Below are 15,139 nucleotides of genomic sequence, written 5' to 3'. Positions count from 1 at the left end.
ATGGTTTTTTGGCAACCGCGCTTCCCTCAATGGCGGGGTGCGGCCAAGGTCTTTCACGCCAATCAGTAACGAATGTACATATTTCTGTGAGGCAAATCCCCGTCCGGCGACTATGCTTTCGCTACGCGCATTTGGGGAAGCCCCGGTAAAGCAGGTCAAATTGGGTTCAACACTTATCTTGATACGTACGGCTCACTGTCCGACCGCCTGATCATCGACGGCGGCGGGGCATCTGGTTCCACTCGGTTGGAGGTGACGAATGCGGGCGGGCAAGGCGCCATCACCACCGGAAGTGGTATTCTTATTGTCGATACAGCCAATGACGGAACGAAGGGAGACCGGCGCGATCCATCTCGCGGGTCCAGCCGTGGCTGGCCCTTGGGAATACTCGCTTTATCGCGGCAGTATTGACGCTTCCGGCCAAGAGAACTGGTATCTCCGATCCGAGCTTACGCGCGTACCCCCCACACCACCAACTCCTCCCCACCAACACCGCCTGTTTCACCCATCCAACCAATCCCGAACCCAACACCTGATTACGGACCAGAAGTGTTCCTTTATGCTCCAATACTTTCGATGGGAGCCATTTATGGCAGGCAGTTGATCGGCTCATTCCCTGAGCGTGTCGGCGAAGAAGAGTAACTCAAAGACCGCAAACCTGGTACAACATGACAACCAGCTCAAACCGGGCGACGGAATTTGGCTTCCCTGATCAAGATGTCAAAGGCTTCGGTATGGCAATCCCAGCTACAGCACGACCTTTGATTCCGACAATTATGCCTGGAATGGAAAGCTCGGCGTGCGCGTGAACTGGTAGGCGACAGTGTTGGCCATAGCTGAACCGGCTTAGCTGTGCAGCATTTCCGATGGAGCAGGCGCCCCAAGCTGGGCACCTTTCCATATTGCAGACGCACCGGGATCGGAGAACAGCAGGCGCAAATGCCCTATGAGCTGCCCGGCGCGCGGGTCCGCTACGCGATAGACGACCGCGCGCGCTTCGCGCCTCCCTTCGATAATACCAGCCTCGCGCAACTCCCCAAGCTGCTGTGACAGGGTCGGCTGGTGAACATCCAGCACGTCTTCCAATTCGCTTACCGAGCGCTCGCCTTCCAGCAAGACGCACAGGATCGAAAGCCGCACGGGATTGGATATGGCTTTCAGAAAATCAGACGCTGCGCCGACCGCCCGACATTTCACCTTGGGCACATGGGCTTTTGGAGTGGCTTTCTCGTTCATGATCGTCGCGCCCTGCCATTCAATCTCAAAAATAGAGCAAACAAGGAATGGTTTTCCAAGTTCCGCCGAAGGTTTAATCAAGCCTTCCTTCGGTGCCTGCCTGAATCCCATTATATAAATTTATATAACGAATTTGCAACCGGACCCCGTTTTCATGGCATTCAAGATCGGCTTTCATCCCAATAATCTGCATCTGACGCTCGCGTCTCGCTGGCCGGGGGCTTTCGCCGATTTCAAGCCGGAATTCGTGCCTTATCCGGAAGGCCGCGACACCGCCCAGCAGCTTATTGCCGGCAATATCGACATTGGTGGCACGGGGTCCACGCCGCCCATTCTTGCAGCGGAGAGCGGACTGCCGGTGACCTATGCCGCAGCATCTGCGCCACGGCCTGCAAATGGTGCGATACTGGTTGCGAAGGATACTGATATCCAGACCGTCGCCGACCTGAAAGGGCGCGATATTGCGCTCGTCGATGGCTCCTTTCACACTTATTTTCTCGCAAAAAGTCTGGAGCAGGTCGGGCTTCGTCTTGATGATGTAAAACGGCATGATCTTCTGGCGAGCCCTTCGCGTGAACTGCTCCGTGCCGGCAAAGTGGCGGCGTGGATTGCCATGGCGCCGCATCTCGAACAGGCGCTCGCCAGTGGCGAATTCCATGTCTTGCTGCATTGCGGCACCACAATTCCCAATCGCTCGGTGTTCTGGACGATCGGACAGCGCAATCTGCCGGACGATGTAATCGATGCGTTTGCGGTGGAACTCGCCCGGATCGGTCGTGAGATTATCGCGCATCCTGAACAGGCCGCAGCCCTTCTCGCCAAGGACGCCGACGACAATGAGCGGCGCGCCTGGACGCGGGTGATCCAGGAACGCAACTGGCACATCGTGCCCGCTGACGACACGCTTTTGCGCGAACAGCAGGCGGAGGCAGACATACTGCTTCGCCATGCTGCGATCAGCCGCAGACTGGAAATTATAGCAGAGCATAACGAGGCAGAAACAGCATGAATGTCCTTTGGTACATGTGCGCGCCAGACGGCGCTTATCCCTGGAAACCCGAGGGCTCACGCGTCGTCGATTACGGCTACTACAAGCAGCTTGCACAGGCCTATGACCATCTGGGTTATACCGGCGCGCTTTTTGCCACCGGCGCTCATGATGTGTGGCCGCTGGCTGGAGCCCTTCTGCCCTTTACGGAGCGCATGAAGTTTCTGCTGGCCTTCCATCCGGGTCTGGTAGCGCCAACGCTGCTTGCCAAGATGGCGGCGACATTTCAGGAGTTTTCCAATGGCAGGCTGATGCTGAATGTCGTTTCCGGCGATGCCAAGATGCTTGGCGCTTATGGCATGATGTTGCCGCATGACGAACGCTATCTGATGGCCGACGAGTATCTGACGCTGTGGCATCGTCTTATGGCAGGTGAAAGCGTCACCCATAACGGCAAATATTTCCAGACCGAAGGCGCAAAACTGGCCCTTCCTGCCGGTTCGTCGATTGCCCCACCGCCACTATGGTTTGGCGGATCGTCGGACAGCGCAATCGAAGTCGCGGCAAAGCATGTCGATACCTATCTTTCGTGGGGAGAAACGCCCGAACAGATGGACGAGAAGGTCAGCCAAGTCAAAGCGCGCGCCGCAGCGCATGGGCGCGAACTGAAATACGGTATCCGTCTTTATGTAATCGTGCGCTCGACTGACGCAAAGGCGTGGGAAGCAGCAGCCGACCTTTACGACCAGATGGATGAAGCGGCCATGGCGGGCAACAAGCGCTTCGTTTCCAACACGGACTCTGTCGGCCAGCAGCGCATGACGGCAATGCATGGCGGCGTGAAACCCGACAATCTGCGCGACCTTGAAATCTCACCCAATCTCTGGGCGGGTATCGGTCTCGTCCGCCCCGGCCCCGGCACCGCAATCGTCGGCTCGCCCGACACGGTTATTCGCACACTTGAAGCTTATCAGGCCGTGGGCGTCGATACGTTTATCCTGTCGGGCATGCCGCTGCTGGAGGAAGCCTATCGTTTCGGCGAAATGGTATTGCCGCGCCTTCCTGTCGAGCGGCCCGTCGCTGAGCGCAAGCAGTTTACGTGGTCAACCCTGTTCGACCGGGATCTGACCGGAAAGGCCGTCAATGGCTGATACGAGCGCTCTGGAGAAAACGGCGACCGTCGGTTCTCCTTCGGTCGGCAATGCCAAAGCAAGTCCGCGCTTCCCGCAATGGATGCGCAGGCTTATATCGCCCATCGCCATCCTGATCTTGTGGCAACTGGCGAGCATGACGGGGCTTTTATCGGCCCGCACGCTGGCGTCGCCTGTAGACATCGCGGCAACCGGCCTGCGGCTGCTGGCTTCGGGTGAACTTGTGACAGGTTTGGCCGTGTCGTTCCTCCGCGTCATTGCAGGCTTCTCCATCGCGCTTGTCGTAGGCGTCGCACTGGCACTTTTCGCCGGGCTTTCCAAACTCGGTGAAACCATCATCGATCCGCCGGTACAGATGCTGAAGGCAATGCCTTTTCTGGGGCTTCTTCCGCTCTTCATCCTTTGGTACGGTATAGGTGAAGCACCAAAGATCGGCATGGTTGCCTTTGGCTCCGTCTTCCCGATCTATCTGACACTGCATGGCGGCATTCGCGGCGTTGATCGCAAGCTGATCGAAGCCGGACGCACCCTCAATCTCAGCACGCTCGAAATCATTCGGCATGTCGTGATCCCCGGCGCTCTGCCCTCGTTGCTCGTCGGCGTACGCTATGGATTGAGCATCGCATGGCTTAGCCTCGTGGTGGCAGAACAGATCAATGCCTCCAGTGGCATAGGCTATATCATCACTTATGCACGCGATTTCCTGCAAACCGACGTCATCGTGGTCTGCCTGCTGGTCTACGCGTTCATGGGGCTGCTCACTGACGGGCTGGTTCGCGCTATCGAGGCCTATGCCCTGCGCTGGCGCCCTGCGGTGATATCATGAGCGACATCGTAAAAATTCGTGGCTTGTCGCGGTCCTTCGGCGGACCGGCAATTCTTGATGGTATCGATCTAAGCATCGCGCCGGGGGAATTCGTAGCCCTGCTTGGCAGAAGCGGCTCAGGAAAATCCACGCTTTTGCGCGTGCTTGCGGGGCTCGACGAAGCCCCGGCCAGTACGCTGGAGATTCCACAACGCCGTGCCGTCGTCTTTCAGGAACCGCGGCTGATGCCGTGGAAAAGTGTGATTGACAATGTTGCGCTCGGTGTGCCGAACGCCCGCAACAGCGGCAAGGCCGCGGAAGCGCTGGCCGATGTCGGTCTGTCGCACAGGATCTATGCATGGCCTCTGACATTATCTGGCGGTGAAGCACAGCGGGCGGCCTTGGCGCGGGCGCTGGTGCGAAAACCGCAACTGCTTTTGCTGGACGAGCCATTTGCAGCACTTGATGCGCTGACGCGTCTTCGCATGCACGACCTGGTGTTCAACCTCTGGCGCAAGCACAAGCCAGCAACCTTGCTGGTGACGCATGATGTCTGGGAGGCTGTCGCTTTGGCCGACCGCATTCTCGTTCTGGATCAGGGACGTTTCAGTCACGATCTGCGTGTCGATATCGATCACCCTCGACAGAGAACAGATAAACGCGCTGCTGCTATCGAAACCGAATTGCTGGAAGCGCTGGGCGTCCGGCATTCCGTCCTGCACCCTTAAAAGCGGAGATATTCAATGAAAAGACTTCAAATTCTGGCCGCCCTTACCGGTGCGGCAATGACACTTGCGAGCACAGCGGCGTTCGCCGCCGATCAGGTTGTGCGCATTGGCTGGCTTCGCGGCCCCAACGACATAACACTGGCCAAATCACGCGGCACACTGGAACAAGCCCTCGCGGAAAAAGGCATTAAGGTGGAATGGGCTGGCCCATTTCCGGCTGCAGCCCCAGCCTTTGAAGCACTGAATGCGGGCAGCATCGATATTACCGCTGGCAGTTCGACATCAGCCATTGCTGCGCTGGCGGCAAATATTCCGCTGACGATCTTCGGCTATCAGAAAATGTCGCCGGGATCGGAAGGGATCGTTGCCAAGAAAGATGCTGGCATCACGTCGATCAAGGATTTGGCAGGCAAGAAAGTCGCCGTCAACCGCGGCGGTACGGGCGAATATCTGCTGATGCAAGGGCTGGAGACAAACGGTATCGATCCGAAAAACGTCGAGCGCGTCTATCTTAGCCCAAGCGACAGCGGCCCAAGTTTTGTGCAAGGCCATGTCGACGCCTGGGCGACATGGGATCCTTTCGTGGCAATCGCCGAAAAATCCTATGGCGGTCAGGTGATTGCGGATGGCGCTGCCATTGGTTCCGACAATGCTGTCGTTCTGATTTCAAGCCGAGAATTTGCCGAAAAGAAAGCTGACGAGCTTCAGGCGATTTTCGATGTTCTGAAGAAAGACAATGCCTGGGCCGTGGCGAACAAGGCGGACGCTGGCGCCATCTGGGCCAAAGAAATGAATATACCCGCTGAACTGGGGCAAGTGATCGGTGAGAACAATGCCGTTCCGACGACCGCCGTTACCGCAGCAGATGTCGAGCAGATTGGGAAAATTGCCTATTGGTATGCCAAGAGCGGTATCATTCCCCAAAAGCCCGATATCAAGGCAGCTGTTGTCGAGCTGAAATAATCAACACGATTCCGCCTGCATCGGTTTTTCAAAACGGATGCAGGCGATGCTTTGGTTTTGCCAAATGATGCGCTTGACGGTAGAAGCTCTTCAAAGCCAGCCGGAGCATCCCTTGAAAACCATCGCAGTTGATTTTGAAACGGCCAATGAACAGCGCGGAAGCGCCTGTTCAGTTGGATTGGCATGGATTGAAGATGGCCGCGTTGTGCGCGTTGAAGAGCGCCTTATCCGACCGAAGGATATGCGGTTTTCCTCATTCAATATCGCCATTCACGGCATTCGCCCCGAGCATGTCGAAGATGCCGGAGAGTTTCCCGAAGTCATGGATGAGTTCGCAGATGACTTCGCGGGCGCGACGATGATCGCCCACAATGCTGCTTTCGATTTCAGCGTCTGGCGCGCATGCCTCGACCAATATCGGCAAAGCTACCCGGAGTTTCAGTATCTGTGTTCGGTAAAAATGGCGCAGAAGGTCTGGCCGGACCTCGGCTCCCACAAGTTAAATGTTTTGGCTTCGCATCTCGGTCTCACCTTCGCACACCATAATGCGGCGGAAGACGCGGCCATCTGCGCCGAAGCCACAATCTCCATTGCACGTTCGCTCGGTGCACAAGCCTTGCACGAGGTTCCGGCCATGATCGGCATGAAGCCTGGTCGCTTGTTCGCCGGTGGCTACGAGCCCTGCACTTGCCGAAAACGCTGAGTGCGCGCTACTTTAACGGCTTTTGTTAAAGTAGCGCCCGAAGCATCACTGGATGAGGCGACCGCCGTCAATGACGAGATCGGCTCCATGGATCATGCGTGCATCGCTTGAGCCAAGAAACGCAATCGCCGCCGCTACGTCGCACGGTTCGACGATGCGGCCGGACGGATTCATTTTCGAGAAGGCTTCACGCGCCGCATCTTCCGTCCCGAACTGGCTCGCTGCCTTAGCGGCTACAAGCGGCGTCCAGACATAGCCCGGATGCACGACATTGATGCGCACATCATGACCATTGCGCGCAGCCGAAAGTGCTGCATGTTTCGTAAGCGAGCGAACCGCCCCTTTCGACACGCCGTAAGTGCCGTTATCGGCAGAGCCGGTATAGGCGGCCAGTGAACCGAGATTGACGATTGCCGCCCCTGCGCCCTGTTTCATTGCTTTCAAAGCGGCCTGTGTTCCGAGCAGAACGCCGTCCAGATTGACCTTCAGCACGCGATGAAACTCATCGAGCGGAATATCGGTGATGGGCTGTGGTACGGGCGTTATCACGCCTGCATTGTTGACCAGCAGGTGCAAAGCACCGCTTTCAGCGAGGATCGTATTGATCGCCTCGTCCCAGCTTTCCGCCGAACTGACGTCAAGCGTAAGTACCTTCGGAAGTGTCACACCCTGATAGGCTTCCGTAATCCGCCCCGCGTCATCGGCAGTCAGATCGGCCAGATAAACAATTGCGCCCTCTTCGGTCAGTCGCCGACCGATGGCCAATCCCATGGCGCCAAGTCCACCGGTTACCAAAGCCACCCTGCCATGGTAGCGCGCGAGTTCAGTCGTCTTTGACACTTGCTTCATCCTTGAGCATGAGAAATCTTTCACGGGGCGCGTGTTGTCCCCCATGTTCGCCCGCCATAACTGGCAAGTCGGTTAGGTTACGATGCGTGGCCCAGATAGATTTCCCGGATGACCGGACTGGAGGCTATTTCCTCGGCGCTGCCTGTATGCACCACGCGTCCGGTATCTATCACGCTTGCAGTATCGGCATGGCGCAGCGCCTTTTCCACCAACTGCTCCACCAGAATGATCGCTGCTCCCTCTTTGGCGAGCTGCGCGGCAACGTCGAGGATGCGATCCACTACGATAGGGGCAAGTCCGCCTGAAGGCTCATCAAGGACGAGCAGACGCGGCTCGGCAAGAATGCCCTGACCAACCGCCAGAATCTGCTGCTGACCACCAGAAAGTGAAGACGCAGGATCGTTCTTCTTGGACGCCAGTTCAGGAAAAAAATGGTAGATGCGCTCGTAATCTGGCTTTTTACCACGTTTTTTGCCAGGATAAGCCGCCACCTCAAGATTGTCCTGCACTGTCAGTGAAGGAAAAATGCGGTGGCCTTCCAACACCTGAATCAGTCCAAGCTCGACGATCTTTTCGGGGCTGGCACTGGTAATATCCTCGCCGCCAAAACGGACCCGACCGCTGCGCTTGCCGATCAAACCGGAAACCGCGTGAAGCATGGTACTTTTTCCGGCACCATTGCGACCGAGAATGGCGTGGAACTCACCGGCATGGACGTTGAGCGACGCGCCGATGACCACGGGCGCCTTGCCATAAGCCACGCTCAGATCTGTGATTTCGAGCAACGGCGTGCCGTTATGCATCATTGCCATGCTCTCAACTCCCCAAATAAACGCGGACGACTTCCGCATCGTTACGCACTTGATCAGGCGCGCCTTCCGCCAGAACCGCGCCAAGATTGAGCACGGTAACGTGATGGCTCAAACGGAAGACAAAATCCGTGTGATGTTCGACAAGGAGCACGCCAATGCCCGCCTCCGCCACCGACTGGATAATCTGTCCGAGATATTCGATCTCACGACCCGTCAGCCCCCCCGCGGGCTCGTCGAGAAGCAATAGTTTTGGTCTGATCATCAAAGCACGGATGATTTCAAGGAAACGCCGCTCGGCATGTTCAAGATGTTCGCAACGCCGCCCGGCGAGATGTCCGAGACCCGACGCATCAAGCAGCGCCTGCGCGCGCTCGCGCATTTTGCGCTCTTCGCGCCTTGAGCGCGGCATATGCAGCGCGGTTTCAACGAAACCGGCCTGAACTGCGCCCCATCCACCGAGCATGACATTGTCGAGCACGCTTAAAGAGGGCAACAGCCGCGGTTTTTGAAAGGTTCGCGCGATACCGGCGAGTGCGCGGGCGCGCACGTCAAGACGGCTGATATCCTGGCCGCCAAGCACCACCCCCCCCTCATCGATCATGTAATAACCGCTGATGAGGTTGAGCATCGTGGTCTTGCCGGAACCATTTGGACCGATCAACCCGTGAATCTGGCCAGCCTGAATGGAAAGCGACACAGCGTTGACGGCTTTCAGCCCACCGAAGCTTTTGGAAACATTGCGCGCTTGCAGCATGTCCGGGCCTAGAACGCCGGTGCTCTTTCTTACTGCAGGATCTATCATGTTCATATCAGGCTTTCTCCTGCAAAAGGGCCGTCAATGCGGGCATGTTGGGCTCTTGCGCGCCGCGCTGATCATCTGATGCGCTCTTTCCGACGATGTTGCCAAGATGGTCTTTGGCCCAGACACCGAGTCCTTGCGGTATTGCGAGAACCACCGCGAGCAAAATGCCGCCATAGAAGAACGCCGTATAGCGCTGCATTGAAGCGAATACATCGGGGATCACGGCAAGCAGCAGCGTGCCGACCATTGGACCGATGATCGATCCGCGTCCGCCGATAATGATCGCCGTGAAGAACATCAACGAGACGTCGAAATTGAAGGCTTCCGGCGTGATGTGGCTTTGAGCGCGTGCGAAAAGTCCGCCTGCAACGCCCGCACAAAAGCCCGAAAAGAGGAAAACGGTGAGCTTTGTACGAAAAATTGACACTGCAACGCTCTGCGCCGCCACTTCGCTGTCGCGGATGGAAATCATCGCACGGCCCCACATGCTGCGAGCCAAGTTCCAGGTCATAGCCGTCACGATGGTTGCTATGCTAAGTGCAAGCCAGTATTCGCCGATTGTGCGCTTGAATGGCGCTGGGAAAGCCGGAACCGCTAGGCCAACCGTGCCGCCGGTAAGACCCGAGAAACCGAGCGCCAGTTCCACCATGATGAGCGCAAAGGCAATCGTTGCGAGCGCAAAATAAAAACCCGGGAGCCGCAGCGATGGCAGGCACAAAAGGCCTGCGGCAAGCGCGGTCACGCCACCGGAAGCAATTAGCGCCGCATAGGGGTGAAGCCCCAGCTTGCCAGCGAGAATCGCGAATGCATAGCCACCGATCGATAGAAGACCGACATGGCCGATGGACATCAGGCCGACATAACCGACAAGCAGGTTCAGTCCGGCAACGATGATCCAGTAGATCAGAACCATTTCTCCGATGCGGAGCAGATAGCGATCATTGGTGAGAAAGGGGAAGGCAACGGCGAGGCCGATGCCGATGAGGGCGAAGAGAAGGCCCTGATGTGATTTCACGTTCATACCTGGCGTACCCGCTTCTTGCCGAACAATCCCGAGGGGATAAAGGTCAGGAGGATGACAAGCGTCCCGACTGCGATGGTTTGCTGGAATTCCGAGCCGAAGACATAAGCGACGCAGGTGGTGACTACGCCGAAGATGATGCCGCCCGCCAGCGCGCCGATGTTGGAACCGATCCCGCCAATCGCAAGCGCGATGAAGCCATTGAGCGTCAGCGTCAGCCCAAGCGCAAAATAGGCGTAGGTGAGCTGTCCCGTCATGAACCCCGCCAGAGCGCCTAGCGCACCAGCAATGGCATAGGAAAGCGAGCGCATGCGGATCGCTGAAATGCCACGAGCACTGACCGCAAAAGTATCGTCTGCGAGCGCGACGAAGATTTTGCCGATTGTCGTCTTGCGGTAGAACAATGCAAGCCCGCCCGCCATGAGAAATGCCGTCACAATCGGAAGCCAGTATTTCTGGTCCAAAATGCCAGCATAGTCTTGGGGAATGAGCCGAGGGAACGGTCTCGGCTCTGTTCCCCACCAAAGCGCCATGCCTTGCTGGACAATCGTTGCAACGGCAAGCGTGGACAGAATCCAGAGGTGGTCATCTCCACCATTCATGGTGCGGCGAATGGCGACAAGTTCCGTCAGCCAGCCAAAGATCAGACCAACGACGATAACGAGCGGTAGCGAGGCCCAGATCGGCCAGCCAAGATCGCCGAGCGTCCATGCGCCGACAATGCCGCCGACCATGGCGAACTGTCCGGCGCCCATGCTGAGCACCTTGGAGGTCGAGTACATCACGTTGTAACTTAGGGCCACCGTGGCGTAGAGGCACCCCAGGGCTAGCCCCGAGATCAGAACGAGAAACATGGTTTAGTCCTCTTGGTGACGGGCTCCACGCACCGCGCGAGAGTCCGCCGACAATCGATCAGGCCAGCGTGAAGCCGCCGTTCTGGAACGAAGAAATCGTGAAGAGCGCGTATTCGTCCATCGACAGTCCTTCCCGGCTGCCCGGACCGAAACCGACCTTGCCGAACAGTGTTTCCGTCGTTCCCATGGTTTCGAGAGCTGCGATTACGGCATCGGTCTCAACGCTACCGGCTTTCTCTACGGCAGTAGCCCAAAGCTTGGTCGACGCATAACCAAGAAGTATCCAGGTTATACCGTTCTTGAGCTGTGGCCCGACAATCGAAGCCTGCTCGGCCAGCAGGGTTTCAATGCCTGCGGCAAACTTGCCATTGCCATCCACTGCAAGATGACGGAAGCCCACGCCGACTGCACCGTCGAGATATTCCTTCTTCACGAGATCAGTGATCTGGGCATTCAGCGCAATCGGTGCACAGATGGCAGGAATATCCCACTTCTGCTCACCACGCGCCGTCAACACGCGCGCCATGAAGGATGATGCAGCCGACCAGACCAGAAGCACATCCGCGCCGCTATTGCGCGCCTTGATGATATCGTCGCCCAGATCCACCTTGTTGGCGTCCAGCGTGCCGACATAGACCGGCTCGATGTTGCGCGCCTTCATCTTTTCAAGCGCAAGATCGCGGCAGAGAACGCCATAAGACAGATTATCTACGAAGAGCGCGATCTTCTGCTTCTTGTAGTGATCGAGAGCGAAGGTGATACCGGCTTCAATTTGCTGCCCCGCCGACCCGCCAACGCGGAAAATCGTCGGATAGGCTTCCGGGTCGATCACGTGATCGATCAGGGCCGTCGGCATATTGATCGTGTTGGCTTCGGCGATAAAGTCGCGGATCGGCATCGCTTCCCCGGAGGTGTTGGGCCCGAAGAGCACATTTACCTTTTCCGAGAACAGAAGTTCCTGCACGAAATTCACAGCCTTGCCGGGATCGGCAACCGTATCGCGAGCGACCAACTCCAGCGGGCGGCCAAGCACACCGCCCTTGGCATTCAGTTCTGCGATGGCCGCCTTGTGGCCGGCATCCTGCGCCAATGCGCCCGTTGAATAGGGGCCGGAAAGCGCGGCAAACCAGCCGATTTTTACCGGATCGCCCGAAGCCGCGCGAACAGCAGACTGGAAACCAGGCAAAAGTCCAGCGGCCATGAACCCCGCGCTGGACAGCAGCAGGTTGCGTCGATTGATCTGCATTATTATCTCCCATATAAACTCTCGGCGGGTTTCCGATATTGAACCTTCAACTTCAACCCATTTTCGATTAGAGTTCACCTGTCGAACGCAATTTGCCGCGCCGTCGAGCACTAGTGCCTATGGAACCAACCAACAAAAGAAACTTTGCCCCTGTTCGCGCTCTGGAGCGCGGTCTGGCGCTGCTACAAGACCTTTCTCTCTATAAGGGCGCGCATCCGCAGCAGATTGCGCGACGGCTGGAATTGCCGCGTCCAACTGTGGTTAGACTTCTCGAAACGCTGGAAGGGCTGGGTTTTGTCGAGCGCAGTCCCTCCGATGGCAGCTGGTATCCGACGCTCTACGTCCGGTCGCTTTCTGACGGCTATAATGACGAAGCATGGGTGCGCGAATGCGCGGCGCCGGAAATCGAGCGGCTTGGCAAGCAAATTCTATGGCCCGTCGATCTGCACACATTGCAAAACGACATGATGCTGGTGCGGGAATCGACGCACCGCACCAGCCCCTTTTCCATTCAACACGGGCTTGTCGGCACGCGATTGCCCATACTGCATACGTCTTCCGGACGAGCCTATCTTGCCTTTTGCCCAGATGAAGAACGGGAAGCCATTTTGGACCGGCTTGCGCAAAACCCCGCCAATCAGGCGGCGCTTGCGGGCGACCGCCGCCATATCACGCAGCAGATTGCCGCCACCCGTCAGCAAGGATATGGATTGCGCAGCGGTGAGCTGATCCGCGCGACCAACAGCCTCTCCGTGCCCGTTCACGCCAAAGGGCGAGTACAAGCGGTAGTCACGGTGGTGTGGTTCGTGTCGGCGCTTCCAGTGGCGGAAGGTGTTAGACGTTTTCTCGAACAGGCGCGGGAATGCGCGGCGCGGATTGCTCAAAAATGCGAAGCTTTTCCCGACATGACCATGCGTTATCGACGCGAAAACTCCAACTCCACAGACTAAGTCGTTCTTCCGGGGGCACCGTTCATCTGGTGAACGCAACTCCAATTCGATCTGGCCTTGGACCGCTCGTCACAGCATAAGGCCCACGAATGCGCGACCCCGATCGGGCCGCGCCCGACGGATCGAAGGGAGTTACAACGGTGCGACTGGTTTCATTTACGACAGCGGATCAAGGGGCGGGTTATGGGTTCATTACCGATGCGGGGCTGCACAAGTCTTCTGCCGCTTTCAAGGCTCGCTACCCTGATCTGCGGGCTGTTTTGAATGCCGACGCCGTGGCCGAACTGGCTGCACATACGGAAGCGCCAGTTACGGTATCGGAAGTTACTCTGGTTTCGCCAATTCCAAACCCGGACAAGATTCTCTGCATCGGCCTGAATTATGCCGCGCATATCAAGGAAACCGGTCGCGAAAAGCCAAAATATCCTTCGATCTTCACGCGCTATTCGTCGTCTGTTCTTGGGCATGAAAATCCGCTGTTGCGACCAGCCGTTTCCAAGGAATTCGACTATGAGGGCGAACTCGCTGTCATCATCGGCAAAGCGGGTCGCAATATCCGCGCCGAAAAAGCCGCAGATTACATCGCAGGCTATTCCTGCTTCAACGACGGCTCTATCCGCGACTTCCAGCGCCATACGACCCAGTTTTGGCCGGGCAAGAGCTTCGACGACACCGGCTCAATGGGACCATGGATGGTCACGAAGGACGAACTGCCAAATCCCGAGGAACAGCATCTACGTACCCGCGTGAACGGCCAGGAAGTGCAGACGACGCCGATTTCGGATCTGGCTTTCTCCATTGGCGAAATTATCGCCTATGTTTCGACGGTGACAAAACTGCTTCCCGGCGACGTCATTGCCACCGGAACACCCGGCGGCGTCGGCAAGTTCCGCGAGCCTCAACTCTATATGTTCGCTGGCGACCGTGTTGAAGTCGAAATCACCGGTATTGGCACGTTGTCGAACCCAATCGCTGACGCAGCCTGATTTCCGCAGGCCCCGCCAAAAGCGGGGCCAATCCAAGTTTACGCGAGGGAAAAGGCCATGGCCATCAATGCTCTGGGATATATCGGCGTGCGCTCCGACAAGCTTGATGATTGGGCCGACTTTGCCTCCGGCTTGCTTGGTATGCAGAAAATTGACCTTGCCGCCGGTCAACTAGCTTTCCGTATGGATGACCGCATGCAGCGGTTGATCGTGCTTGACGAGCCGGGTGAAACGCTGTCCTGCATGGGCTGGGAAGTCGAGTTTCAACACGACCTCGATCAATATGCATCGCGTCTGGAAGCGGTCGGCACCCGGGTGCATCGGGCCAATGTCGCCCTTTGCGATCAGCGCTTTTGTGCGGACATGGTCTGGTTCGACGATCCGATGGGCAATCGCATCGAGCTGATCTGGCAGCCGATGATTGCCACCGATCCTTTTGTCCCGGGTCGCCCCATATCAGGGTTCAACACCGGCCCGCTTGGCATGGGACATGCCGTGCTGCATGTGAAGAATATCGAAATCATGATGCCCTTCTATCGGGACAATCTGGATTTCCATGTGACTGATTATGGACTGAAGCCCTATGGGCTCTACTTCTTCCATGTCAATGACCGCCACCATAGTTTTGCAATGGTTGGGTCCGGTCAACAGGGGTTCCATCATTTCATGGTTGAGTTTAAGAACCTTGACGATGTTGGACAGGGATATGATCTCGCGGGACTAGAAGATGGTCGGCTGGCCTATACGCTTGGACGCCACACCAATGATTACATGACATCGTTTTATGCAAACACACCTTCGGGTTTCTTTGTAGAAAACGGCTGGGGCGGAAGACAGATCGACCCCGCAAATTGGGAACCGCATGAAACCACGGACGGACCTTCCTTCTGGGGGCATGAACGTCTCTACCTGACGGAAGAAGAAGGCCGGAAGCGCCTGCGCGACATGCGGCTCGACGCCGCCGCACGAGGCATTCGGGCACCGGCGGTGGCCGAATGCCCCTGGCTCTACGAGGCCATCAAGAACGAGCGTTCATAAGCCGACG

17 protein-coding genes are annotated in these 15,139 nt (G+C 57.2%); 10 read left to right on the top strand and 7 right to left on the bottom strand.

Going from position 1 to position 15,139, the window contains the following annotated elements; genetic code table 11:
• The first annotated feature begins 129 nt into the window (after positions 1-129).
• Entirely contained in the window at positions 130-411 is a 282-nt protein-coding gene (locus ABWW11_RS11765) for an autotransporter outer membrane beta-barrel domain-containing protein (RefSeq protein WP_109366067.1), read from the top strand.
• Between the two features lie 435 nt (positions 412-846).
• Here the strand turns inward: ABWW11_RS11765 and ABWW11_RS11760 are convergent, their stop codons facing one another.
• On the bottom strand, positions 847-1,236 hold the full coding sequence (locus ABWW11_RS11760; RefSeq protein WP_109366432.1) for an ArsR/SmtB family transcription factor: 390 nt from the start codon (positions 1,234-1,236) through the stop codon (positions 847-849).
• A gap of 154 nt (positions 1,237-1,390) precedes the next feature.
• Between ABWW11_RS11760 and ABWW11_RS11755 the strand changes: the two genes are divergently transcribed.
• From ABWW11_RS11755 to ABWW11_RS11730, 6 genes are all read left to right on the top strand, one after another.
• Positions 1,391-2,245 (top strand): ABC transporter substrate-binding protein, encoded by an 855-nt coding sequence (locus ABWW11_RS11755; protein ID WP_109366069.1) that lies wholly within the window; start codon positions 1,391-1,393, stop codon positions 2,243-2,245.
• Entirely contained in the window at positions 2,242-3,375 is a 1,134-nt protein-coding gene (locus ABWW11_RS11750; protein ID WP_109366070.1) for an LLM class flavin-dependent oxidoreductase, read from the top strand. The genes ABWW11_RS11755 and ABWW11_RS11750 overlap by 4 nt, the downstream gene beginning before the upstream one ends.
• Positions 3,368-4,201, top strand: coding sequence for an ABC transporter permease (locus ABWW11_RS11745; RefSeq protein ID WP_319080247.1), 834 nt, complete (start codon positions 3,368-3,370; stop codon positions 4,199-4,201). Before ABWW11_RS11750 ends, ABWW11_RS11745 begins: the two co-directional genes overlap by 8 nt.
• Positions 4,198-4,908, top strand: a complete 711-nt coding sequence (locus tag ABWW11_RS11740) for an ABC transporter ATP-binding protein (RefSeq protein ID WP_109366072.1) — start codon at positions 4,198-4,200, stop codon at positions 4,906-4,908. The genes ABWW11_RS11745 and ABWW11_RS11740 overlap by 4 nt, the downstream gene beginning before the upstream one ends.
• A gap of 15 nt (positions 4,909-4,923) precedes the next feature.
• The gene (locus ABWW11_RS11735) at positions 4,924-5,871 is read left to right on the top strand and encodes an aliphatic sulfonate ABC transporter substrate-binding protein (RefSeq protein ID WP_109366073.1); all 948 of its coding nucleotides are present in this window, start codon (positions 4,924-4,926) and stop codon (positions 5,869-5,871) included.
• Between the two features lie 112 nt (positions 5,872-5,983).
• Complete coding sequence (locus tag ABWW11_RS11730; protein WP_109366433.1) at positions 5,984-6,574, top strand: 3'-5' exonuclease; 591 nt, start codon at positions 5,984-5,986, stop codon at positions 6,572-6,574.
• Positions 6,575-6,619: 45 nt separating this feature from the next.
• Here ABWW11_RS11730 and ABWW11_RS11725 read toward each other — a convergent pair whose 3' ends face one another.
• From ABWW11_RS11725 to ABWW11_RS11700, 6 genes are all read right to left on the bottom strand, one after another.
• The gene (locus ABWW11_RS11725; protein WP_210205540.1) at positions 6,620-7,414 is read right to left on the bottom strand and encodes an SDR family NAD(P)-dependent oxidoreductase; all 795 of its coding nucleotides are present in this window, start codon (positions 7,412-7,414) and stop codon (positions 6,620-6,622) included.
• Between the two features lie 86 nt (positions 7,415-7,500).
• Positions 7,501-8,235, bottom strand: a complete 735-nt coding sequence (locus ABWW11_RS11720; RefSeq protein ID WP_109366075.1) for an ABC transporter ATP-binding protein — start codon at positions 8,233-8,235, stop codon at positions 7,501-7,503.
• A gap of 4 nt (positions 8,236-8,239) precedes the next feature.
• Positions 8,240-9,043, bottom strand: coding sequence for an ABC transporter ATP-binding protein (locus tag ABWW11_RS11715; protein ID WP_109366076.1), 804 nt, complete (start codon positions 9,041-9,043; stop codon positions 8,240-8,242).
• Between the two features lies 1 nt (position 9,044).
• Positions 9,045-10,058 (bottom strand): branched-chain amino acid ABC transporter permease, encoded by a 1,014-nt coding sequence (locus tag ABWW11_RS11710; protein ID WP_109366077.1) that lies wholly within the window; start codon positions 10,056-10,058, stop codon positions 9,045-9,047.
• Positions 10,055-10,912, bottom strand: a complete 858-nt coding sequence (locus ABWW11_RS11705; protein WP_109366078.1) for a branched-chain amino acid ABC transporter permease — start codon at positions 10,910-10,912, stop codon at positions 10,055-10,057. Before ABWW11_RS11705 ends, ABWW11_RS11710 begins: the two co-directional genes overlap by 4 nt.
• Before the next feature lie 58 nt (positions 10,913-10,970).
• Positions 10,971-12,158, bottom strand: coding sequence for an ABC transporter substrate-binding protein (locus tag ABWW11_RS11700; protein WP_109366079.1), 1,188 nt, complete (start codon positions 12,156-12,158; stop codon positions 10,971-10,973).
• 119 nt (positions 12,159-12,277) lie between these two features.
• Here ABWW11_RS11700 and ABWW11_RS11695 point away from each other — a divergent pair, with 119 nt between their 5' ends.
• The 3 genes from ABWW11_RS11695 (at position 12,278) to ABWW11_RS11685 (ending at position 15,132) form a co-directional block, all read left to right on the top strand.
• A complete protein-coding gene (locus ABWW11_RS11695; protein ID WP_109366080.1) occupies positions 12,278-13,108 on the top strand; it encodes an IclR family transcriptional regulator domain-containing protein in 831 nt (276 codons plus the stop codon).
• Between the two features lie 140 nt (positions 13,109-13,248).
• Positions 13,249-14,094, top strand: a complete 846-nt coding sequence (locus ABWW11_RS11690; RefSeq protein WP_109366434.1) for a fumarylacetoacetate hydrolase family protein — start codon at positions 13,249-13,251, stop codon at positions 14,092-14,094.
• Positions 14,095-14,151: 57 nt separating this feature from the next.
• Positions 14,152-15,132 carry a VOC family protein gene (locus ABWW11_RS11685; RefSeq protein ID WP_109366081.1) on the top strand — a complete coding sequence of 327 codons (981 nt, stop codon included), beginning with the start codon at positions 14,152-14,154 and terminating at the stop codon, positions 15,130-15,132.
• Positions 15,133-15,139: the final 7 nt, after the last annotated feature.

This window comes from Brucella sp. NBRC 113783 (assembly GCF_040372265.1).
In the GTDB taxonomy this organism is placed as follows: Bacteria; Pseudomonadota; Alphaproteobacteria; order Rhizobiales; family Rhizobiaceae; genus Brucella; species Brucella teleogrylli.
Note: the sequence above shows the minus strand (reverse complement) of the source record. Positions and strands in the feature narration are given on the sequence as shown.

What these genes read in the sequence shown, in the direction of transcription:
- ABWW11_RS11745 (WP_319080247.1), top strand. Translation starts at nt 3,368, where the DNA reads ATGGCTGATACGAGCGCTCTGGAGAAAACGGCGACCGTCGGTTCTCCT.
- ABWW11_RS11710 (WP_109366077.1), bottom strand. Translation starts at nt 10,058, where the DNA reads ATGAACGTGAAATCACATCAGGGCCTTCTCTTCGCCCTCATCGGCATC.
- ABWW11_RS11705 (WP_109366078.1), bottom strand. Translation starts at nt 10,912, where the DNA reads ATGTTTCTCGTTCTGATCTCGGGGCTAGCCCTGGGGTGCCTCTACGCC.
- ABWW11_RS11685 (WP_109366081.1), top strand. Translation starts at nt 14,152, where the DNA reads ATGGCCATCAATGCTCTGGGATATATCGGCGTGCGCTCCGACAAGCTT.
- ABWW11_RS11720 (WP_109366075.1), bottom strand. Translation starts at nt 8,235, where the DNA reads ATGGCAATGATGCATAACGGCACGCCGTTGCTCGAAATCACAGATCTG.
- ABWW11_RS11695 (WP_109366080.1), top strand. Translation starts at nt 12,278, where the DNA reads ATGGAACCAACCAACAAAAGAAACTTTGCCCCTGTTCGCGCTCTGGAG.
- ABWW11_RS11735 (WP_109366073.1), top strand. Translation starts at nt 4,924, where the DNA reads ATGAAAAGACTTCAAATTCTGGCCGCCCTTACCGGTGCGGCAATGACA.
- ABWW11_RS11750 (WP_109366070.1), top strand. Translation starts at nt 2,242, where the DNA reads ATGAATGTCCTTTGGTACATGTGCGCGCCAGACGGCGCTTATCCCTGG.
- ABWW11_RS11760 (WP_109366432.1), bottom strand. Translation starts at nt 1,236, where the DNA reads ATGAACGAGAAAGCCACTCCAAAAGCCCATGTGCCCAAGGTGAAATGT.
- ABWW11_RS11700 (WP_109366079.1), bottom strand. Translation starts at nt 12,158, where the DNA reads ATGCAGATCAATCGACGCAACCTGCTGCTGTCCAGCGCGGGGTTCATG.
- ABWW11_RS11715 (WP_109366076.1), bottom strand. Translation starts at nt 9,043, where the DNA reads ATGAACATGATAGATCCTGCAGTAAGAAAGAGCACCGGCGTTCTAGGC.
- ABWW11_RS11755 (WP_109366069.1), top strand. Translation starts at nt 1,391, where the DNA reads ATGGCATTCAAGATCGGCTTTCATCCCAATAATCTGCATCTGACGCTC.
- ABWW11_RS11740 (WP_109366072.1), top strand. Translation starts at nt 4,198, where the DNA reads ATGAGCGACATCGTAAAAATTCGTGGCTTGTCGCGGTCCTTCGGCGGA.